The organism is Lujinxingia vulgaris (genome assembly GCF_007997015.1).
Classification (GTDB): Bacteria; Myxococcota_A; Bradymonadia; order Bradymonadales; family Bradymonadaceae; genus Lujinxingia; species Lujinxingia vulgaris.
In genome coordinates this window covers 146,699-167,687 of the sequence record NZ_VOSM01000002.1, presented here as the reverse complement: position 1 = coordinate 167,687, position 20,989 = coordinate 146,699, and the positions used below count along the sequence as shown (strand labels likewise).

Sequence of the window (20,989 nt, the reverse complement as noted above, 5' to 3'; positions counted from 1 at the left end):
CATGCGCCGGGGAGGTGCACCATGCCTGCGATCACCTTTCACGTTCAGGGCATGACCTGCGGCAAATGCGTCGCTCGCGTCCAGAACGCACTCGACAACCTCCCCGGCGTCATCGACCACAAGGTCGACCGCGAGGCAAACCTCGCGACCGTCACACTGGCCGACGCCGACCCCCCATCCAGCGACGAAATCGCCCGCGCCATCTCCGACGCAGGCTACCCCGCCACCCCTCTTGAGCCCTCCCCCCGCTCAACCACCGCGTCGCCCCGTGTCCTGGCCTTTCACGTCGAAGGCATGACCTGCGGCAAATGTGTCGCCCGCGTCCAGCACGCTCTCGACAACCTCCCCGGCATCACCACACACCACGTCGACCGCGAGGCAAACCTCGCGACCCTCACACTGGCAGACGCCGACGCGCCCTCCAACGACGAGATCGCCCGCGCCATCTCCGACGCTGGCTACCCCGCCTCACTGCTGCCCGATCGCACCTCGGAGGCCACGGCCAAAACCCTGAACTTCCACGTCGAAGGCATGACCTGCGGCAAATGTGTCGCCCGCGTCCAGAAAGCCCTCGACAACCTCCCCGGCATCGCCAAACACCAAGTCGATCGCGAGAACAACACCGCCTCCCTCTCCCTCACCCCCGACGCCCCCCTCACTCCCGACGACATCGCCCGCGCCATCTCCGACGCTGGCTACCCCGCAACCCTGGCCAGCGACGAGCCCCCCCCTTCCATCACCGATCCATCCCCACTCCAACACCTCTCCCCTGACAAAACCGACTCCGCTCAGCCCGCCCCAAACCAGCCCCCCTCCGACGCAAACCACACGACCGACATCACCCCCATCGACATCCCCCAGAATCTTCTCGAAGTCCGCGGCATGACCTGCGCCTCCTGCGTTGCGCGTGTCGAAGACGCCCTCTCAAAAGTCGAAGGCGTCGAAGAAGCCCGCGTCAACTTCGCCACCGAGCAGGCCCGCGTCAGCTGGAAGCCAGGGACCGAACCCTCCCACCAGCGCCTCATCGACGCCATCCACGCCGCCGGCTACGAAGTCGAAGAGCCACGCCCTTCGACCTCCACCGCCCCCTCAGCATCCGCCCCGCCTCGCGCGTCACGCATCAGCGAACGCCGCAAAGCCGAAGCCGACTTCTGGAAAACGCGCTGGATCACAGGCGTTATCCTCACCATCCCCATCATGCTCCTCGACATGGGACCGATGTGGCTCGACTGGCAAGCAAACTTCGCCGCCGAGAGCACCCGCCTCATCACCCTCATCTACCTCACCGGCGTCGTCATCGCCTACGTCGGGCAGGGCTTCTTCAAGGGCGCCCTCAGCGCCGCACGTCACGGCGCCGTCAACATGGACACCCTCGTCGCCCTGGGCGCAGGCACCGCCTACGTCTTCTCCACTATCATCAGCATCCTCTACATCTTCGGAGCCCTCGCACACGCCCACCCCTACTTCGAAAGCGCCGCGATGATCCTCACCCTCATCGGCCTGGGCAAATGGCTGGAAGCCCGCGCCAAGGGAAGAGCCGGCGAAGCCATCGAAGCCCTCCTTGATCTCGGCGCAAAACAGGCCTTCGTCCAACGTGATGGCCAGTGGACCGCTGTCGACGTCTCCGAACTCCAGCCCGGTGACCTGCTGCGCGTGCGCGCCGGCGAAAAGATCCCCACCGACGCCGAAGTCATCGAGGGGCAGAGCGACGTCAACGAGGCCATGGTCACCGGCGAATCCGTCCCGGTCACCCGCGTCCCCGGAGACAACGTCATCGGTGGCACCATCTCCACCGACGGCCAGCTCATCCTCCGCGCCACCCGCGTCGGCAAAGACACCGCCCTCGCCCAGATCGCCCGGCAGGTCGAAGAAGCTCAAGAATCCAAAGCCAACATCCAGCGCCTCGTCGATCGCATCTCCGCCATCTTCGTTCCCGCCGTCATCCTCATCGCCCTCGCCACCTTCACCGCCTGGGCAATCCTCGACTCCCCCTCCGCCGCCATCCTCCCGGCCGTCGCCGTCCTGGTCATCGCCTGCCCCTGCGCCCTCGGCCTGGCCACCCCCACAGCCATGATGGTCGGCTCCGGCAAAGGCGCCTCCCTCGGCGTCCTCATCCGCAATGCCCAGGCCTTAGAGCGCGCCCGCGCCCTGCACGCCGTCGTCTTCGACAAGACCGGCACCCTCACCACCGGCAACATGACCCTCACCGACATCCTCCCCCTGGGCGGAAACTCCAACGACCTCCTCGCCATCGCCGCATCCATCGAAGAAGCAGGTCAGCACCCCATCGGCATGGCCATCCTTCGCGCCGCTCAAGAGCGCGGCCTCCCTCTCCCCTCCATCTCCAACTTCAAAACCATCGCCGGCGACGGCGTCACCGCCTCCCATAACGGCCAGACCATCGCCATCGGAAAGCCCTCCTGGGTCCAGGACTTCACCGGCGCATCCCTCCCCACCGACGACATCGCGCGCCTGCGAAACCAGGGCAAAACCGTCGTCGCCATGGCCTCCCCCGACACTCCCCTGGCCCTCTTCGCCGTCGAAGACGCCCCCCACGACGACGCCCCCGCCCTCATCGACTGGCTCCACAAACGCGGCACCGAAACCTGGCTCATCACCGGCGACAACCCCCAGACCGCCCGCATCATCGCCGAGCGCGTCGGAATCCCCCCCGAGCGCGTCAAAGCCGAGGTGCGCCCCGGCGACAAAGCCGCCGCCGTCAAAGACATCCAGAACCAGGGCCAGAAAGTCGTCGCCATGATCGGCGACGGCGTCAACGATGCCCCCGCCTTAGCCCAGGCCGACCTCGGCATCGCCATCGGCTCCGGCACCGACGTGGCCATCGAGTCCGCCGACATCACCCTGATGACCTCCTCCCTCGACGGCGTCCGCCGCGCGATCGCCCTCTCCGCGGCCACCTACAATAAGATCCGTCAGAACCTCTTCTGGGCCTTTGTCTACAACACCGTCCTCATCCCCGTCGCCGCACTAGGCCTGCTTCGCCCCGCCTTCGCCGCCATGGCCATGGCCCTCTCCAGCGTGAGCGTCGTCACCAACGCTCTGCTCCTCAAACGCCGCGACTTCACAAAACCTTAACGCTCCCCCACATCCTCACCCGGGCATGGCCCCGCCTCCAGCTGCGCCCTCACCGCCCCATCGCGACTCACTCGCCCCTGCTTCCCTCCCACATCCATCCAGAACTCCCAGCGCTCCCCCGCCCGCACCACCCGGGCATACACAACCTCCCTCAACTCCGCGTCCACACAGAGCTCCGCCCCCCCGCCTCCGTAACAATACGCCAGCTCCCCCTCCACAACATCCACCCTCGACATCGCTCCATCCACCCCAACGCTCTGCCCTCTCAGGTGCGTCACCACATCCCCCGACCACCACAGCGCCCAGACCGCCCCCCACGGCCAATCCGACCGCTCGCTCAGCGTTACAACTCGCCCCCGCCCATCTCGCAACACCTCCCGCCCGCAATACTCGCGCAACTCCCCGTCCACCCTGCGCAACACCCAGCTCTGCGCCCTCCTCGCCGCCGCCCCTTGCCCCGCCGCCTCCACGCCCAACAAAAAAGGCGGCGGCGACGCCTGCGCCTGCCCTCCGGCAAACACAACCGTCACCACCGCCCACACCGCTACCCGGTACGCACCCTTACTTCCCATCGGCCTCATCGGCTTCACGCACCTTCCGACGCAGATACTCCAACAACTTCGGCCCCAACTCCGGATGCCGAAGCCCGTACGAGATGTTCGCCGTCAAGAATCCCAGCTTATCCCCGATATCATGACGACGTCCCTTGAACTCATACCCCACCAGCGCACGCTCCCGGCTCAATCGACTCAGCGCATCCGTCAGCTGAATCTCACCCGAGCTGTCCGGCTCCACCTCCGCCAGCATGTCAAAGATCACCGGCGGCAACAGATAGCGCCCGATCACGGCGAGGTTCGACGGCGCAACGTCCGTCTCCGGCTTCTCCACGATGCCACGCACCCGGTGCAGCCCCGGCGCCCAGTTCTCCCCGGTGATGATCCCGTAGCGCGACACCTCCTCCCGCCCCACGGGCATCACACTCACCACCGCCTGCCCATAGCGCTCATACACCTCGATCAACTGCCGCGTCACCGAAGGACTCGACCCGATCAAATCATCCGGCAACACCACCACAAAGGGCTCATCCCCCACCACCTCCCGCGCACACAAAATCGCATGCCCCAACCCCAGCGGCTTCTTCTGACGAATCGCCACCGTGCGAATCATCTGGCTGATTGAGCGCACGCGCTCCAACTCCTCAACCTTCCCCCGCACCTCCAGGATATTCTCAAGCTCAAAGTTGTAGTCGAAGTGGTCTTCAACCCCGCCCTTTCCGCGCCCGGTTATGAGAATCACCTCCTCAATACCCGCCTGCACGCACTCCTCAACCACCACCTGAATCGCCGGCACATCCACTACCGGCAACAGCTCTTTCGGCACCGACTTGGTCACCGGCAACAGCCGCGTCCCAAAGCCCGCCACCGGAATCACCGCCTTGCGAACCGTCTTCTTTTCGGGGTTCGGAACCATCTCGTCTCGCCTCAAGTCTTAGGTCATGTCATCGTCGGCGATCGCTTCCTCACTTCCCCGCGCCTCGCCACCTTCGAGCAGCCCGCGATTATCGCGCAGCCCCCGCGAGTGTCAACTTCCCCCCGACCTGGCCGCACACAACGCCCCCCTTCAAAGCGCCGACCTCCCCCCTCGCTCGACGCCACCCTCAGCACCTCCTCCATCGCTCCTCTCCCCACACTCCCATCGATCCACGAGGGTACGCGTACGCTCGACGCCTCCAACAACCCGGACGTCGAGAGTTTTCCCGTTCCTTTCCCCTCCCAACCCTCGCCATCCCACACATCGACATCGCTCCCCCTGTCCACAACCCCGCCAGCCGACGCCCTCCCGTTCGCCATCCCCTTCAAAACCCTGACAACCGAGACTTTCGAGCACCTCAGTCTGTTCACAATCTCGGCAACCGAGACTTTCGTGGGCCTCAGTCTGTTCACAATCTCGGCAACCGAGACTTTCGTGGGCCTCACTCTGTTCACAATCTCGGCAACCGAGACTTTCGTGGGCCTCACTCTGTTCACAATCTCGGCAACCGAGATTTCCGAGGGCCTTACTCTGTTCACAATCTCGGCAACCGAGACTTTCGTGGGCCTCAGTCTGTTCACAATCTCGGCAACCGAGACTTTCATGGGCCTCAGTCTGTTCACAATCTCGACAACCGAGACTTTTGCCCCCTTAACCCCCTCCACACCCTCACCACCCGAGTTTGCCCTCCACCTTTCCCCCTCATCACACCCACCAGCCATGCCCCGCCTCCCCATCGTCTTCCCGCAACCTCATCTCCCCTCGTCCGCCTCCTTCCTTACCGCTCTCCAGCCCGCCCTCCTTTCCGTTTCCACCAAAATCTTGTACTCACTCTCTGTACTGCATTGACAGCCCCAACTCTTCGTACCCTCGTACCCAACCCACTCACCTTACTGCTTGAGTAGCCCCATGAACGAACTCCTCGTGGCCTGCGGCGATGTCGACCTCCTCAAGCGCATCCTGGCCGATCTTCCTCCCGGCCGTTTCAAACCCGTCGCCACCCGTAAAGGCACAGGCATCGCACCCAAACTCGTCGGCCGCCCCGTGGCCGCCGCCGTCGTGCACCGGGATCTGGCCGACAACGCCACCGCTCAGCTCATCTCCGAGCTTCGTGCGCACCTCCCCCAACTTCCCATCCTTTTGCTCTACCCCGACCAGGCCCCACAAAACGCCCCGGTCTCCCGCGCCCTGCGCTACCCGGTCCCCGGCCCCGTCTTCCGCAACGCTCTCAACGCCCTGCTCCCCCGGCATCACTCCAAAGCCGACCTTGAGCAGTGGAGAGCCTTCTACAATGAGACGAAACAACGCCTGGAGCGCGCCCCCTCCCAGAGCTACTTCCAGCTTATGGGCCTCAACAACGGCGCCCCCCACCACAAAATCGTCAAAGCCTTCGATGCGCTCAGCCTCCGCTTTCACCCCGACCGCTACGACCAGTATAAATCCGAACGCTGGGGCCAGGCGCTCTACGACTACGTCAACGCCTTTTACAAGCTCTTGACCGAAGCCTACGCCGTCATCGGCGACCGACGCCTGCGCGCACGCTACGAGCAGGCGCTCGCCAGCGGCACACTCCGCCTCGACCCCGAAGCTTCCAACATGACCGAGCGCGGCCCCCGCACCCTCGACGAGATCTCCACCAACCCCAACGCCCGCAAGTTCCTCAAGCTCGCCCAACGCGACCTCGCCATGGGTAACACCGCCGCCGCCCTGCAAAACCTCCAGTTCGCCCAGAGCATGGAACCCCAAAACGCCGCCATCCAACAAAAGATCGCCGAACTCCAGAGTTCCTAGCCCCCGATCCACTCGTTAAAAGCACACCCACCAACGCTCACACGAATCTTCCCTCGCCGCACACCGCAGCGCCCCACAACCACCGAACCACTTAACCACCTGACCACCTGACCACAAAACGCACACCACCCCACGCACACCACCCCACGCACACACAACCTCCCCACACCGCATCCCGCCCAAGCCCCCACGATGTCCAAGAAAAAGTCCGATCTCATCCCCCGCCTCATCACCGCGATCGTGGCGCTGCCCCTGCTCATCTCCCTGATCGTCTACGCGCCCGCCTGGCTCTTCTTCGCCTTCATCGCGCTCGTCGGCGCCATCTCCATCTGGGAGTTCTGCGGCATCACCTTCAGCGCTGAACATCCCGGCGGACGCCTCATCGCCATGCTCCTGGGCGTTGGCCTGATGAACGTCCTCTACTTCGCCGAATCCTTCTTCGTGCCGGCCCTGGCCGCTACCACCCTGGCGATCTTTCTCTACTTCCTCTTCGCCTTCAAAGAGCAGGCCCGCGTTACCCACCAGATCGGCTCCGCCATCACCGCCATCCTCTACGGCGGCGTCCTCATCACCTTCATCGCCCTCCTGGGCCGCGACGGTGGCGATGCCGGCCCCATGTGGATCCTCATGACCCTGGCCATTGTCTGGGCCTCCGACACCGGCGCCTACTTCAGCGGACGCGCGTTCGGCAAACACAAGCTCTACCCCTCGGTCAGCCCCAACAAATCCGTCGAAGGCGCCATCGGCGGTGTCCTCGCCAGCGTCATCTTCGCCCTCGCTTTCCAGGCCCTCTACAACACCCTGGCTCCCGACACCTGGAACACCTTGTCCATCCTCCAGATCCTCGCGCTCGCCATCCCCGCCAACATCCTCGGCCAGACCGGCGACCTCGCTGAATCCCTCGTCAAGCGCGCACACGACGTCAAAGACAGCGGCACCATCATCTACGGCCACGGCGGAATCCTCGACCGCATCGACGCGTTGTTTTTTGCCTCCCCCTGGGTCTACTACTTCATGAAGTTCACCTCCGGGGGCTTCTGAACTCCCTGCTCTCAGGCACCCATGAGCTTCCTCTACTTTATCGTCCTCATCGGCGTCCTCGTCTTCGTTCACGAGCTGGGACACTTCCTCGTCGCGCGCCTCTTCGACGTCAAAGTCCTGCGCTTCGCGCTGGGCTTCGGTCCCACCATCGCCACCTACCAGCGTGGTGAGACCGAGTATGCCCTCTGCGCTCTGCCCCTGGGCGGTTACGTCCAGATGCTCGGCGGCGACCTCGAATCCATCGAGGAACTCCCCGACGAAGAGCGCAGCCGCGCCCTGATGGCAAAGCCCATCTGGCAGCGCTCCCTCATCATCCTCGCCGGCCCCCTGGCGAACTTCATCCTGCCGATCTTCATCTACTTCATCTTCGGCATGATGCAGACCACCGCCCCCCCCGCCGTCGTCGGGCAAGCCTACCCCGAGGCCCCCGCTGCACAGGCCGGGATCAAGGCCGGCGACGTCATCGTCGAGATCGACGGCAACCCCGTCCGCTTCTTCCACGATGTCGCCCACTACACCCGCCCCGCTTACGACCAGCCCCTGGAAATCGTCTACGAGCGCAACGGCGAACGTCACACCACCACCGTAACCCCCGCCCGCTTCGAAGCCACAGACTACCTGGGCCTCGATCAGCGCACCTACGGCCTCATCGGCATGCACCTGGGCACCGCCGGCTCCACCATCGCCCTCACCGATCACGATGGCCCCGCCGCCCGCGCCGGACTCGCCTACTTCGATCACGTCATCGCCGTCGACGACAAGCCCGTCCAGCGCTTCCATGAGCTCGAATCCCTTATCCAGGAGAGCGACGGCAAGCCCGTAGAGATCCAGGCCCTGCGGCGCTTCCCCCTCCACGTCGACTACGGCACCTTCTACAAACAACGCCTCATCACCCTCACCGTCACCCCCGAACTCGTCGACGGCGCCTACGACATCGGCGTGACCCCTTCCGAGATGGTCATCGCCCAGGTCGACCCCGACAGCCCCGTCGCAAAGGCCGGCCTCAAACCCGGAGACCGCATCCTCGCCGTCGACGACCGCAAGTTCTCCAGCTGGTCGCTTATGGTCAGCCACATCCACAACACCATCAACCAGCGCATCGTCGACCGCGACAAAGCCGGCGAAAACCCGCCTCCCCTCGATTCAGACTTCCAGATCTCCTTCCTGCGTGACGGTGAGCAGCTCACCACCACCCTCACAACCGACGTCACCTCCTATCAGGATCAGACCGAGCAGGTCCGCTACCGCATCTTCAACGGCTGGGACTCGTTCCGGAACTCCGTCGACCCCGAGAACATCCCCCACCCCTTCTTCAGCCGCGTCGCGTACAGCACCTCCGAGGCCTTCTCCCAGACCTGGAAGTTCACCCGCATGATGACCCTCGGCCTCGTCCGCCTGGCCGAAGGCCGGGTCTCCACCAAGTCCATCGGTGGCCCCATCATGATCGGTGAACTCGCCGCAGAAGCCGGCCGCGCAGGCTGGGAACCCTTCCTCGAAATGATGGCCCTCATCAGCATCAACCTCGCCATCCTCAACCTCCTCCCCATCCCCGTCCTCGACGGCGGCCAACTCCTCCTCTTCGCCCTCGAAGCCATCAAACGTGGCCCCCTGAGTTTCCGTACACGCCAGATCGCCGCATACATCGGCTTCACCATGATCTTGATGCTCATGATCCTGGCATTTAAGAACGACATCGAACGCAACTGGCACCGTGCCGTCGAATACTTCGAATCCCGCTGAGCTACACCCATGACCTCCCCCGAATTTGCCTCCGCACGCGTGCTCGCCATCGACGCCGCCACCCGCATCCAGGCCCTCGCCCTCCTCGACGGCGACCAACTCCTGGAAAACCGCTCCCAGCGCGTGCGCTACAACCACGGCAGCGCCCTGCTCGCCAACGTCGAAGCCCTCTTCGACGCCCAGGCCCTCAACCTCTCGCAGGTCGACCTCGTCGCCGTAGGCCTCGGCCCCGGGAGTTTCACCGGTCTTCGCGTCGCCCTCGCCAGCGCCAAGGCCCTCGCACGCGCCCATAACAAGCCCATCATCGGCGTCTCCAGCCTCGCCGCCGCCGCACTCCCCCTGGCACTCAGTTCCCCCGATCAACCGGTCTGTGTCGCCTTCGACGCCCGCCGCAACGAGGTCTACGCCGCGCTCTTCGCCGCTCGCGACCACACCCTCACCACGCTCCTCCCGGAAAACACCTACGCCCCCGACGACCTCGCCAGGCAACTCCGGGCCCTTAACCTCTCCACACCCATCACGCTCCTGGGTGACGGCATCGCCCCCTACCCCGCACTCCAGAACCTCTGCGACGACCCCGCCTTTCACACGCCCCCGTCCTTCCTCAACACCCCATCGGCCATCGGTGTCGCCCTCCTCGCCAGACAGCGCCTCGCCACCCACGGCCCCGATGACCTCGTCGCACTCGAACCAAACTACATCCGCCCCTCCGACGCACGCCTCCCCTCCAAGCCTTAAGGCTCCCCCCGCCTCACCCTCGTCGACGAATCCCTACCGCGGCGATCAGACTCAAATTGCCCCCTCCATTAACCTCCTGTTAGGTTGGTGCCAGCTTTACATCTGCCCACATCATCGTTCGTCGCGTCTTTGTTGGCGCCCCGCTGTTTGGAACTCGTCACATGGACTGGAATCCGCCCCAACCCGGCGACCTCTTCGAAGGCAAATACCGTATCGACGCCGTCCTCGGTGTCGGCGGCTTCGCGCACGTCTACCGAGCCACCCAGCTCGACCTCGGTCGCCCTGTCGCCTTGAAGGTCCTCAAGCCCTTCGCCCCCCCGCGCTCCGGCGACGCCGAAGCCGCCGAGGAAGTCTGGATCAAACGCTTCCGACGCGAGGCCCAGCTCGTCGCACAGCTGCGCGACCCCCACACCATCACGATGTACGAGTACGGACAGGCCGACAGTGGCATGTCCTACATGGCCTTCGAGTTCGTCTCCGGCAAAAGCCTCGACATCGTCCTCAAAGAGTCCGGCCCCCTCTCCGCAAAACGCGTAGCCTCCATCCTTGAGCAGGCCCTCCAGAGCCTCGCAGAGGCCCACGAGTACGGCGTCCTCCACCGCGACATCAAGCCTGCCAACATCCTCGTCTACGAGCACCTCGGCAAATCCGACCGAGTCAAAGTCCTCGACTTCGGCATCGCCAAACCCCTCGCAGATGAGACCGACCTCACCTCCAGCGATCTCACGCAGGCCGGCATGATCGTCGGCACCCCCAGCTACATGGCGCCTGAGCAGCTCACCGGCGAGGGCATTGGCCCGGCCAGTGACATCTACAGCATGGGTCTGGTGGCCTTTGAGCTTCTCACCGGTGGTAAGGCCGCGGCTGGCCCCACCACCATGACCATCATCAGCAAGCAGCTCAGCCCCGAGATCTTCAAGGTCCCTTCCGACCTCGATGTCCCGGCCGGACTTCGCTCCATCATTGACTGCATGCTCGCAAAGAACCTCAACACCCGCTTCAAGACCGCCTCCGAGGTCGTCGCCCTTCTCGAACACTGGGACTCCGACACTCCCCTCGTCGGCGACCTGACGCCCGCACCCCAACCCGCGCCTGCCCCCGTCGCGGCCGGCTTCGGAGGCCCGCCTCCCGAAGCTCACATCACGCCCCCCACCACCGCCCCCCCGGCTGCCACGCCCCTCACCGGCGAACTCTCCGGAGAATTCGAGGCGCCCCGCAAAAAGGGCATCGCTGCCCCCGTGATCGCCATCATCCTCCTGCTTCTCCTCATCGGCGCGGGCCTCTTCTGGACGATGCGCCAGCAATCCCCCGCACCCACGCCCGACCCTCAAGCCGAACTCGCCACATCTCCCACGCCCGACCCCGAACCTTCCCCGACCCCCGAGCCTGTCGAGCCCCTCGAAGAGCCCGCTCCCGAACCCGAGCCCGTTGCCATCGCCCCGCTGGTCATCGAAACCGACCCCGCCGGCCTGGCCCTCTTCATCGACGACGAGCCCGTCGGCACCTCCCCCTTAACGCTCCCCTCCGACGAGCTCCAATACCCGCTCACCCTCGTCGCCCGCCACGACGACGGCCGCGAAACCTCACGCCTCGTCGAAGATCCCTCCGAGCCCATCTCGCTCACGCTGCCCGAGCCTCAACCCGAGCCCCAGGCGGAAGCGCAACCCCGCACCACACGCACCAAACGCACCCGCCCCGCGCCTCAACGCGAGCCCGAAACCGCCAAAACGCAGCCCGCTCCTCAACCCGAGCCCGAGCCCCAGCCCGAGCCCGAACCGGAGCCCCAATCCGACGAACGCCCACAAAACGACTCCAAAAAGAAGGCCGACCCCGAGCCCAGCTTCCCGGCCCTCGACACCCTCTTCTGATCGACAACATCCGCCTACGATGGATCGCAACATGCCCTCGCCACGCCACCTCATCGCCGCGCTCTGCACGCTCCTGGCCCTCTCCACCCTGGCCACCTCGGCCTTTGCCCAGGACGAGCCCACCGCCGACGAGCTCGCCCTGCAATACTTTGACGAGGGCGCAAGCTTCTTCATCGAAGGCAACTACGCCCGCGCCATCCTCTCCTTCCGGCGAGCCTTCGATCAGCGCCCCGACCCCATGATCCTCTACAACATGTCGCTGGCCCACTCTCGCCTGGGCAACCACCGCGAAGCCTACCAGACCACCCTCGCAACCCAGCGCATGGAAGGCCTCCCCGAACAGGCCCGAGTCCGCGTTGACGCCCGCGTCAACGCCCTCTACGTCGTCATCAACGCCGAAGCCCTGGCCCCACGCATGGCCGCGATCGCCGCCGGCGACGAAACCCAGGAAGAGACCTCCGCCACCGAAGAAGTCGCCGAGATCACCCGCCAGGCACCCACCCCCGCCCAACCTGCCCGACCGGTCCGCCCCATCGCGCCCCCGCTCGATCTCGACCAACAACCCGAAGGCATGGGCCTCGTCGGCTGGGCTGGCGTCGGCACCACCGTCGTCGGCGCCGGACTCCTCACCGGCGCCCTCCTCATCGACCGCAGCCTCGCCACAGACATCGACGCCTACCAGCAAGCCTCCGACCAGGGCCGCCTCGACGACTACAATCAGCTCCGCGCCGACATTGAGACCCGCGCCAACACCGGAAAAATCCTCCTCTACTCCGGCGCTGGCGCCGCCGCACTCGGCCTCGGCATGTGGATCTTCGGCGCCACCTCCGCCGCCGACACCAACATCGACGTCGCCTTCGCCCCCGACGGATCTTCGGGCCTGGTTCGCTTCTCCACCTCCTTTTAAGCCCCTGTGACCTCCACCATGATCTCCTCCACCCGCTCACTCATCGCCGCGCTCCTCGTCGCCTCCCTGGGCCTCGCCGGCTGTAACCTCCACTTCGACCTCGACTCCGTCACCGCCCCCGTCGAAGCCGACACCGACGACCTTGACGCCGACACGCCCGACGTCGCAGACACCGACATCGACGCCGAAGACGCGGGCGACACCGACACACCCGACGTCGAAGACACCGACACCGACGACGCCGGCGATACCGACGGGCCCGACGCCGACACCGACGACGCCGGCGACGCCGACGAGCCCGACACCGATCCGATCGACCCGCCCTCCTGCGCTGAAATTGGCCTCTTGAGCTGCGGCGACCGCTGCGTCGACACAAACCTCGACCCGGATCACTGCGGCACCTGCAACAACGCCTGCGACATCACCGAAGCCTGCATCAACAGCGAATGCCAGCCCGTCACCTGCCCCGGCGACGTCGCCCCCCTCACCGGCGACTGCGATCCTGTCAACCAGACCGGCTGCGCAGGCAACGCCGCCTGCGAACTCCGCTTCGTTCCGCCCCCCACTCTCGAATTCCGCCCCTCCTGCCAGGCCATCGATAACTTCGGAGACGGTCAGGTCGGCGATAGCTGCGAGCCCGGCACCGGCACAGACTGCGGCCCCGGCCTTCACTGCCACAGTTTCGACCCGCCAGACCCCCGCCTGGCTGTCTGCGTCAAAATGTGCGAACTCGCTACCGGCGCCGGCTGCGCTGCAGACGAGTTCTGCACCCTCGATGACCCCGACGCCGACTACAACGGCGTGGGCTTCTGCACCAAAACCTGCGACCTCCTCACCCCCGGCGCCTGCCCCGCAGGACAGGCCTGCGCTCCCAACAAAGACTTCCCCGACTTAAGCTGCCAGCCCTCGGCACGCTGCCTCCAGAACGGCGGCTTCTCCCAGAAAGCCGAGTTCTCCCCCTGCTCTGTGAACAACCTCCACACCAACGGCTGTCCCACCGACCTCCGCTGCATGCGCGACGCCAGCGATAACCAGCGCTGCCTCAAACCCTGCGACACCTTCGCCGACTGTGACGGCCGCGCCTGCGAACCGGCCCCCGCCCCCTTCGCACACCTGCGCTTCTGCCAGGCTTCCTGATCGCCGCACCCTCCCCCATGGCCGACGCCTCCCCCCACATCCCTGGTCGACTCGCGCTACGCCTGCTCCAGCCCCACCCCCTGGGGCTGGAGCGCCTGCGCGGCATCGGCCCCAAAACCGCCGCGCGCATGCGCGAGCGCGGCATCCTCGACCAACTTCATTTGCTGCTGCATATGCCGCGCAAATACCGCCCCACCTACCGCTTCTGGCCCGGCCATGAGCTCATCGAACGCCGCGCCTCCTTCGTCGAGGTCATCGGACAGATCTCCCACGTCCTCCCCCCCGCACGCCACAGCCGCGCCCCCCTGGAGGTCCGCCTCCAGGTCGACGACGCCGAGTTCAAACTCATCTGGTTCAACCTGGCCTTCCCCGGCTTCGTCAAAAAGTTCCAACCCGGCGACTGGATGCGCGTCGAAGGCAAACTCGACCACGAGCGCGACCCCGCTCAGATGGTCCACCCCACCTTCGACATCCTAAAATCCCGAGAAACCCGCGCTCCTCAGACCGAAGTCGTCCCCATCTACAGCTCCATGGAAGAGGTCCGCGACTCCCTCATCCACCCCGCCATCGCCGAGAGCTTCTCACTCCTGCACGCCGACCTCGAAGAAGGCGCCCCCCTCAACCTCCTCCGCCAACACGAGCTCCCCACCCTGGCCGACGCCCTCAAAACCATCCACGTCCTCACCCCCTACGACGACCTGGACTGTTTCCGCGAAGCCCTCACCACCGCCCGCAACCGCCTGATCTTTCAAGAGTTCTTCGACCTCCAGCTCGCCCTCACCCGCCGCTACGTCGCACAGCGCCGAGCCGCCAACGCCCCACGCCTCACCGAACGCGAACTCGGCCGCGAGCTCCTCAAAAAGATCCCCTTCGATCTCACAGGCGATCAGAAGTCCGCCATCGCCACCATCGCCGATGACCTCGCCAACCGCATCCCCATGCGACGCCTCCTCCAGGGTGACGTCGGCAGCGGAAAGACCGTCGTCGCACTCCTCGCTGCTGCTATCGCCATCGCCAACGGCCACCAGGTCGCCCTCCTCGCTCCCACCGAGATCCTCGCCCGCCAACACAGCCGCAACGCACACGCCCTCTTCACCGCCCTCAACATCCCCCACGCCCTGCTCGTTGGCGCCCAACCCTCTGCCGAACGCCGCGACATCCTCCACCAACTCGCCAGCGGGGAGCTCGGCCTCGTCGTCGGCACCCACGCCCTCGTCCAGGATGACGTCGCCTTCAAAAACCTCGCCCTCGTGATCGTCGACGAACAACACAAATTCGGCGTCGACCAACGCGACGCCCTCCTCGCCAAAGGCCAGGATCCCCACCTCCTGGCCATGACCGCCACGCCCATCCCCCGCTCCTTAGCCCACGCCGTCTTCGGCGACCTCGACCTCACCCTCATCCGCGAAAAGCCCCCCGGTCGCAAACCCGTCCGCACCGAGCTTCGCGACCGCTCCCGCGCTCCCAAAATCTACGACTACGTCAAAAAACGCATCACCGAGACCGGCGAACAGGCCTACTTCGTCTACCCCCTCGTCGAAGCCAGTGACGCCCTCGCCAACCGCCGCTCCGTCACCGAAGAAGCCGAACGCCTCGCCAACGGCCCCCTCAAAGGCCTGCGCCTCGGCGTCCTCCACGGCCGCATGGACGGCCCGGCCAAAGACGCCGTCATGCAACGCTTCTCCAACGGCGACATCGACGTCCTCTGCGCCACAACCGTCGTCGAAGTCGGCGTCGACGTCCCCAACGCCACCGTCATGGTCATCGAAAACCCCGAAGTTTTCGGGCTGAGCCAACTTCACCAGCTCCGCGGACGCGTCGGCCGAGGCTCCGTCGACTCCATGTGCATCCTCATCACCGGCTTCTCCCTCACCGAAGACGCCGAGCTCCGCCTGCAGGCCTTCACCACCACCGACGACGGCTTCAAACTCGCCGAAACCGACCTCGCCATCCGTGGCCCCGGCCTCTTCCTCGGCGTCAAACAGGCCGGACTCCCCGAATTCCGCTTCGGCGACGTCCTCCGTGACGCCCACTGGCTCCAGGCCGCCCGTCACGACGCGCGCCGTATCCTCCTGGGAGACGCTTCCCGATGACCTCCCCCCTCTACGCCCAGGTCGCCCTCGACGTCCCCCTCTTCACCGCGCTCTCCTACCGCGTGCCCGACCACCTGCGCGACGACATCGCCCTCGGACAGCTCGTCCAGGTCCCCTTCCGCAACCGATCCAAGACCGGCCTCATCACCGACCTCACCTCCGAGCTCGATGATCCCGCGCTCGCCCCCAAAATCCGCGACCTCTACGATCTCGTCGACGCCGAACCCCTCCTCTCCACAAACGACCTCAAGTTCCTCTCCTTCGTCGCCGACTACTACCTCTCCCCCATCGGCGAAGTCGTCCGCCTGGCCATCCCCTCCGCCGTCCGCGTCGAGGGAATCAAGCACTACCGCCGCCTCCCCGACGACCAGCGCCCCGCCTCGGCCACACCCCTGCCCCTCGACCTGGCAGACGCCCTGGCCTCCTTAAGCTCCGAAGAGCCCTCCCCCGTCGCCTCCCTGCGCGAGGCCTACCCCGACCTCACCTACCACCGCCTCTCCGAGCTCGAGCGCCGCGGCCTCGTCGAAGTCACCTACCAGGAAAGCGGCTCCCTCAAGCCCAAAACCGAGCGCTACTTCAAACTCCTCCCCCGCCCCAGAGGCACCCTCACCGGAAGGCTCGGCTCCAACCAACTAAAAATCCTCAAACTCCTCGACGGCATGCCCTCCCTCTCTCTCCCCGAGATCCGAGAGCACATACCCAGCCCCTACTCCAGCCTCAGCGCCCTCGAAGACCGCGGCCTCATCACCTCCTGGGAAGAAGAGGTTTACCGCGACCCCTTCGAAAACGCCCCCGTCGAAGCGCCCCCCGAGTTCGACCTCACCGAGCGCCAACTTCACGCCGTCAACGCCGTGGCAGAAGCCCGCAACGCCGGCCGCTTTGAGGGCTTCGTCCTCCACGGCGTCACCGGCAGCGGCAAGACCGAAACCTACGTCCGCATCATCCGCGACACCCTGGCCGAAGGCCGCCGCGCCCTGGTGCTGCTGCCCGAAATCGCCCTCACCCCCCAGTTTGTCGGCGTCTTCCGCTCCCACTTCGGCGAACGCATCGCCGTCCTCCACTCCGGACTCACCCCCGCCCAGAAGTTCGACCAGTGGCGCCAGATCCGCCGCGACGAAGTTGACATCGTCATCGGCGCCCGCTCCGCCCTCTTCGCCCCCATCAACAACCTCGGCGTCATCGTCGTCGACGAAGAGCACGACTCCAGCTTCAAACAAGAAGAAGGCACCCGCTACAACGCCCGAGACATGGCCCTGGTCCGCGCAAAACTCGCCAGCGCCCAGGTCATCCTCGGCAGCGCCACCCCCATCCTCGAGTCCTTCCACAACGCCCAACTCGGCCGCCTCACCTACCTCCCCATGCCCGAGCGCGTCGCCGCTCGCGCCATGCCCCCGGTCGACATCGTCGACATGCGCCGCGGCCCTCACAACCCCACCGCCGGCCCCTCCAACCTCCTCTCCGCGCGCCTGCTCTCCGAGCTCGACAACACCCTCCACGACCAGAAGCAGGCCATCCTCTTTCTCAACCGCCGCGGCTTCTCCCCCTGCGTCCTCTGCGAGTCCTGCGGCCACATTTTCGAATGCCCCAACTGCGACGTCTCCCTCACCTACCACCGCCGCATGGAAGCCCTGCGCTGCCATCACTGCGACTTCTCCCTGCGCATGCCCGAATCCTGCCCCCAATGCCAGCACACTGGCATTGAGCGCAAAGGCGTCGGCACCGAACAACTCGAAAACCACCTCCACGAACTCTACCCCCGCGCCCGCGTCGCACGCCTCGACCGCGACACCGGCGCCGGCCCCCGCCTCCAACAACTCCTCTCCAGCTTCCGACGCCGCGAGATCGACATCCTCGTCGGCACTCAGATGGTTACCAAAGGCCACGACTTCCCCGACGTCACCCTTGTCGGCGTCGTCTTAGCCGACATGAGCCTCAACTTCCCCGACTTCCGCGCCGCCGAACGCACCTTCCAACTTCTCACCCAGGTCGCCGGTCGCGCCGGACGCGCCGACAGCCCAGGAAAGGTCATCATCCAGACCTACACCCCCGACCACTACAGCCTCCTCACCGCCCAGAACCACGACTTCTCCACCTTCGCCCAGCACGAACTCGCCCAGCGCCAGGCCATGGGCTACCCCCCCTTCGGCCACCTCATCGCCCTCAAGTTCGAAGGCACCCACGAAGGCGCCACCGTCCAGGCCACCCGCGATTACGCCACCGCCGCGCGTCGCCTCCTGCGCTCCGACCGCACCTTCGGCGACAACATCGCCATGCTCGGCCCGGCCATGGCCCCCATCGGCCGCATCAACAACCGCTCCCGCTGGCAACTTCTACTCAAGGCGTCGGACCGCGCGCTGCTGCGCCGCTTCGCCATCCGCACCCTCGAACTTGCCAAACACTTCGAGGCCGGTCAGCCTCAACATCGCAACGTCCGCATCATCATCGACGTCGACCCCCTAAACATGCTCTAACCCCTCCTCACCCCGAGCCGCGCGATGTCCCACGCCGACCTCATCCGCCGCACCCACGCCCCCCACACCCGCGCCTCCCTCACCCGCGATCTTCGCGCGCTCGGCCTCTCCCCCGGCATGAACCTCCTGGTCCACTGCTCCATGCGCCGCATCGGCTTCATCGCCGGCGGCGCCCACACCCTACTCCTGGCTATCCTCGACGCCATCGGCCCCGACGGCACGCTGATGGTCCCCACCCACACCTCCCTCAACACCGACCCCGCCCGCTGGGAAAACCCTCCCCTCCCCGCCGACTGGCTAAAAACCCTCCGCGACGCCACCCCCGCTTTCGACCCCTTACGCACCCCCTCCCACCTCATGGGCCAGCTCGCCGAACTCCTGCGCACCTGGCCCGGCGCCCGCCGCAGCTCCCACCCCGTGGGCTCCTTCGCCGCCCTCGGCCCCGCCGCCTCCCAACTCGTCGACCACCACCCCCTCCTCAATGAATTCGGCGACACCTCCCCCCTCGCGCGTCTCTACGACCTCGACGGCCACATCCTCCTCCTCGGCGTCGGCCACGACCGCAACACCTCCCTCCACCTCGCCGAACACCGCGCTGACTTCCCCACCAAAACCACAATCACCGAAGGCTGCTCCATGCTCGTCGATGGCCAGCGCGCCTGGGTCACCTACCCCATGCTTGCCCTCGACACCGACGACTTCTCCGCCCTAGGCCGCGACTTCGAAGCCACCCACCGCCCCCCCGACTTCCACCTCGCAAAGATCGGCAACGCCACCGCCCGCCTCATCCACCAGCCCACCCTGGTCGACTTCGCCACCGACTGGATGGAACTCCACCGCCACCCCGACGACTAAGCCCCAACGCCCCCCAAACCCCTCAGGCAGCCTCGACCGCAACGCCCTCATCTGCTGCAGCCACCTCCGCCCCCTTACGCCCGAAATACGCCATCATCGCCCCACCCGTCGCAAACATCACCAGGCTGTAAATCCCTCCCGGCACCGCCATCTGCCCCTGCATCAGAATCGACGTCGCAATCACAATCGCCAGCGTCCCATTCTGCATCCCCGACTCAATCGAGATCGCCAGCGCCTGCGGCAACTCCAACTTCAACAGCTTCGACGACCAGAACCCGATGAGCATCATCGCCACGTTCAACCCGATCGTCACCGCCGCAAGCTCCGCAAAATGATTGCGCAGCACCTCGATATTCGCCGCAATAATCCCGATCAGCAGCACCACAAACACCACCACCGACCCCACCCGCGCCGGCGGCTCCAGCCGATCCGCAAGCGCAGGCTTACGCCACCGCAACAACATCCCCAGACTCACCGGCAACACCGTGATCCCCACGATCTGCCCGATCGTCTGCGCCAGCGGCAACGTCACCGTCGTCGCCTCCCCCATAAAAAAGCCCAGCGAAAACATGATGATCAGCGGAATCGTCACCACGGTCACAAACCCGCTGATCGCCGTCAGCGTAATCGACAGCGCCGTATCTCCCCGCGACACATGCGTGATCAGATTCGACGTCACCCCACCCGGACACGCCGCGATGATCATCACCCCCACCGCCATCTCCGCGCTCAACCCGAGCGCCACCGCCAAACCCAACCCCACCAGCGGCAATAGCACCAGCTGGTTGGTCAACCCCACCGCCACCGCCTTCGGATACACCACCACCCGCCGGAAGTCGTCCACCACCAACGACAACCCCATCCCCAGCATGATGATAAAGAGCGATAGCGGCAGCACCACCGACGTCAGGACACTCTCTTCCATGATCTCTCCGAGCTCATCTGCGCACCGCCGACTCACACCGGCCGCATACTGTTAACCGTGAGCCCGAAGTATCCCTTCACCCCTCCCCTGGCGCAACTCCCCATCAACGCGGCGGTCGATCATCGAACCGACCGCCGCTCTTCACCTCACCAACTCCAGACCCAGTCCCGCTGCAGGAAATTCGACACCGCATCGCCGCTGCTTTGCTCCAGATCCACCAGAATACCCGCCTCACTCTCCGTCGGCCCCACGTCCGCGCTCAACACCATCCCCAGCACGGTCGTATCCGCCTCATCCACACTCGGAGCATACGTCCCGTTGAGCTCGCTCACCTCAAACCTGTGATCCACATCCACACGCCCTTCCTCCCTCACCATAGCCCGCACCGCAAACGCCTCGTCCAGCGCATCGCCATCCACAGTCGCCACACTGAAGATCAGCGGGAGCTCCAAACGCGACTCACACACATCACTCTCCAGATAGAACGCGTTATCACCGTCGCGCTCAATCATCACCGAGAGCTCCTCACCGGCGCTCGGCGACTCATCCGCCTCCACCGTCGCCGTGGTGCTCAGCCCATCAAACACATCTCCCGGCACAACACCGTTGGGCGCCTCGTCCGACCACGCAACAGCGCTCTCGGAGTAGTTACAGTCCCCAGGCTCCGCCATGTCGTCTTCGGGCTCAGTCCCATCCAACCCACATCCCGAAACCACACCGCACATCAACACACCCATCATCATCTTCTTCATCGTATCCCCTGAAATTTGCGTCGCCTCCCATCACGTTCAGCGCGC

General features: G+C 65.5%; 16 protein-coding genes. 11 read left to right on the top strand and 5 right to left on the bottom strand.

The genetic code is table 11. The features are described 5' to 3' along the window. Positions 1-21: 21 nt before the first annotated feature. Positions 22-3,096 carry a heavy metal translocating P-type ATPase gene (locus tag FRC98_RS04390; RefSeq protein ID WP_146980085.1) on the top strand — a complete coding sequence of 1,025 codons (3,075 nt, stop codon included), beginning with the start codon at positions 22-24 and terminating at the stop codon, positions 3,094-3,096. Here the strand turns inward: FRC98_RS04390 and FRC98_RS04385 are convergent. The 3 genes from FRC98_RS04385 to FRC98_RS04375 are packed head-to-tail and all read right to left on the bottom strand — an operon-like array spanning position 3,093 to position 5,348. Further along, positions 3,093-3,668 carry a hypothetical protein gene (locus FRC98_RS04385; protein ID WP_146980084.1) on the bottom strand — a complete coding sequence of 192 codons (576 nt, stop codon included), beginning with the start codon at positions 3,666-3,668 and terminating at the stop codon, positions 3,093-3,095. The genes FRC98_RS04390 and FRC98_RS04385 overlap by 4 nt on opposite strands. Further along, positions 3,658-4,566, bottom strand: a complete 909-nt coding sequence (gene galU / locus FRC98_RS04380; RefSeq protein ID WP_146980083.1) for a UTP--glucose-1-phosphate uridylyltransferase GalU — start codon at positions 4,564-4,566, stop codon at positions 3,658-3,660. Before galU ends, FRC98_RS04385 begins: the two co-directional genes overlap by 11 nt. A gap of 23 nt (positions 4,567-4,589) precedes the next feature. Beyond that, positions 4,590-5,348, bottom strand: a complete 759-nt coding sequence (locus FRC98_RS04375) for a hypothetical protein (RefSeq protein WP_146980082.1) — start codon at positions 5,346-5,348, stop codon at positions 4,590-4,592. Positions 5,349-5,535: 187 nt separating this feature from the next. On the opposite strand from FRC98_RS04375, the gene FRC98_RS04370 reads away from it, so the two are divergent. From FRC98_RS04370 to FRC98_RS04325, 10 genes are all read left to right on the top strand, one after another. Continuing rightward, the gene (locus FRC98_RS04370; RefSeq protein ID WP_146980081.1) at positions 5,536-6,417 is read left to right on the top strand and encodes a J domain-containing protein; all 882 of its coding nucleotides are present in this window, start codon (positions 5,536-5,538) and stop codon (positions 6,415-6,417) included. 192 nt (positions 6,418-6,609) lie between these two features. After that, a complete protein-coding gene (locus FRC98_RS04365; RefSeq protein ID WP_146980080.1) occupies positions 6,610-7,458 on the top strand; it encodes a phosphatidate cytidylyltransferase in 849 nt (282 codons plus the stop codon). 21 nt (positions 7,459-7,479) lie between these two features. Continuing rightward, entirely contained in the window at positions 7,480-9,198 is a 1,719-nt protein-coding gene (gene rseP / locus FRC98_RS04360) for an RIP metalloprotease RseP (RefSeq protein WP_146980079.1), read from the top strand. A 9-nt stretch (positions 9,199-9,207) separates the two neighbouring features. Continuing rightward, entirely contained in the window at positions 9,208-9,936 is a 729-nt protein-coding gene (gene tsaB / locus FRC98_RS04355) for a tRNA (adenosine(37)-N6)-threonylcarbamoyltransferase complex dimerization subunit type 1 TsaB (protein ID WP_146980078.1), read from the top strand. Positions 9,937-10,097: 161 nt separating this feature from the next. Further along, positions 10,098-11,804, top strand: a complete 1,707-nt coding sequence (locus tag FRC98_RS04350) for a serine/threonine-protein kinase (protein ID WP_146980077.1) — start codon at positions 10,098-10,100, stop codon at positions 11,802-11,804. Between the two features lie 31 nt (positions 11,805-11,835). Continuing rightward, positions 11,836-12,711, top strand: coding sequence for a tetratricopeptide repeat protein (locus FRC98_RS04345; protein WP_146980076.1), 876 nt, complete (start codon positions 11,836-11,838; stop codon positions 12,709-12,711). An 18-nt stretch (positions 12,712-12,729) separates the two neighbouring features. Continuing rightward, the gene (locus tag FRC98_RS04340) at positions 12,730-13,848 is read left to right on the top strand and encodes a hypothetical protein (protein WP_146980075.1); all 1,119 of its coding nucleotides are present in this window, start codon (positions 12,730-12,732) and stop codon (positions 13,846-13,848) included. A gap of 17 nt (positions 13,849-13,865) precedes the next feature. Continuing rightward, positions 13,866-15,941: an ATP-dependent DNA helicase RecG gene (locus tag FRC98_RS04335; protein ID WP_146980074.1), complete on the top strand. Its 2,076-nt coding sequence runs from the start codon at positions 13,866-13,868 to the stop codon at positions 15,939-15,941. Further along, positions 15,938-18,412, top strand: coding sequence for a replication restart helicase PriA (gene priA, locus FRC98_RS04330; protein ID WP_146980073.1), 2,475 nt, complete (start codon positions 15,938-15,940; stop codon positions 18,410-18,412). The genes FRC98_RS04335 and priA overlap by 4 nt, the downstream gene beginning before the upstream one ends. Positions 18,413-18,436: 24 nt before the next feature. After that, positions 18,437-19,267, top strand: coding sequence for an AAC(3) family N-acetyltransferase (locus tag FRC98_RS04325; RefSeq protein ID WP_146980072.1), 831 nt, complete (start codon positions 18,437-18,439; stop codon positions 19,265-19,267). 22 nt (positions 19,268-19,289) lie between these two features. Here the strand turns inward: FRC98_RS04325 and FRC98_RS04320 are convergent, their stop codons facing one another. Beyond that, positions 19,290-20,192 carry a bile acid:sodium symporter family protein gene (locus FRC98_RS04320; protein WP_146980071.1) on the bottom strand — a complete coding sequence of 301 codons (903 nt, stop codon included), beginning with the start codon at positions 20,190-20,192 and terminating at the stop codon, positions 19,290-19,292. Between the two features lie 146 nt (positions 20,193-20,338). Next, the gene (locus tag FRC98_RS04315; RefSeq protein WP_146980070.1) at positions 20,339-20,944 is read right to left on the bottom strand and encodes a hypothetical protein; all 606 of its coding nucleotides are present in this window, start codon (positions 20,942-20,944) and stop codon (positions 20,339-20,341) included. Between the last annotated feature and the right edge of the window lie 45 nt (positions 20,945-20,989).

What these genes read in the sequence shown, in the direction of transcription:
- rseP (WP_146980079.1), top strand. Translation starts at nt 7,480, where the DNA reads ATGAGCTTCCTCTACTTTATCGTCCTCATCGGCGTCCTCGTCTTCGTT.
- FRC98_RS04340 (WP_146980075.1), top strand. Translation starts at nt 12,730, where the DNA reads ATGATCTCCTCCACCCGCTCACTCATCGCCGCGCTCCTCGTCGCCTCC.
- tsaB (WP_146980078.1), top strand. Translation starts at nt 9,208, where the DNA reads ATGACCTCCCCCGAATTTGCCTCCGCACGCGTGCTCGCCATCGACGCC.
- FRC98_RS04345 (WP_146980076.1), top strand. Translation starts at nt 11,836, where the DNA reads ATGCCCTCGCCACGCCACCTCATCGCCGCGCTCTGCACGCTCCTGGCC.
- FRC98_RS04320 (WP_146980071.1), bottom strand. Translation starts at nt 20,192, where the DNA reads ATGGAAGAGAGTGTCCTGACGTCGGTGGTGCTGCCGCTATCGCTCTTT.
- FRC98_RS04390 (WP_146980085.1), top strand. Translation starts at nt 22, where the DNA reads ATGCCTGCGATCACCTTTCACGTTCAGGGCATGACCTGCGGCAAATGC.
- FRC98_RS04365 (WP_146980080.1), top strand. Translation starts at nt 6,610, where the DNA reads ATGTCCAAGAAAAAGTCCGATCTCATCCCCCGCCTCATCACCGCGATC.
- FRC98_RS04325 (WP_146980072.1), top strand. Translation starts at nt 18,437, where the DNA reads ATGTCCCACGCCGACCTCATCCGCCGCACCCACGCCCCCCACACCCGC.
- FRC98_RS04335 (WP_146980074.1), top strand. Translation starts at nt 13,866, where the DNA reads ATGGCCGACGCCTCCCCCCACATCCCTGGTCGACTCGCGCTACGCCTG.
- FRC98_RS04375 (WP_146980082.1), bottom strand. Translation starts at nt 5,348, where the DNA reads ATGGCTGGTGGGTGTGATGAGGGGGAAAGGTGGAGGGCAAACTCGGGT.
- FRC98_RS04385 (WP_146980084.1), bottom strand. Translation starts at nt 3,668, where the DNA reads ATGGGAAGTAAGGGTGCGTACCGGGTAGCGGTGTGGGCGGTGGTGACG.
- priA (WP_146980073.1), top strand. Translation starts at nt 15,938, where the DNA reads ATGACCTCCCCCCTCTACGCCCAGGTCGCCCTCGACGTCCCCCTCTTC.
- galU (WP_146980083.1), bottom strand. Translation starts at nt 4,566, where the DNA reads ATGGTTCCGAACCCCGAAAAGAAGACGGTTCGCAAGGCGGTGATTCCG.
- FRC98_RS04370 (WP_146980081.1), top strand. Translation starts at nt 5,536, where the DNA reads ATGAACGAACTCCTCGTGGCCTGCGGCGATGTCGACCTCCTCAAGCGC.
- FRC98_RS04315 (WP_146980070.1), bottom strand. Translation starts at nt 20,944, where the DNA reads ATGAAGAAGATGATGATGGGTGTGTTGATGTGCGGTGTGGTTTCGGGA.
- FRC98_RS04350 (WP_146980077.1), top strand. Translation starts at nt 10,098, where the DNA reads ATGGACTGGAATCCGCCCCAACCCGGCGACCTCTTCGAAGGCAAATAC.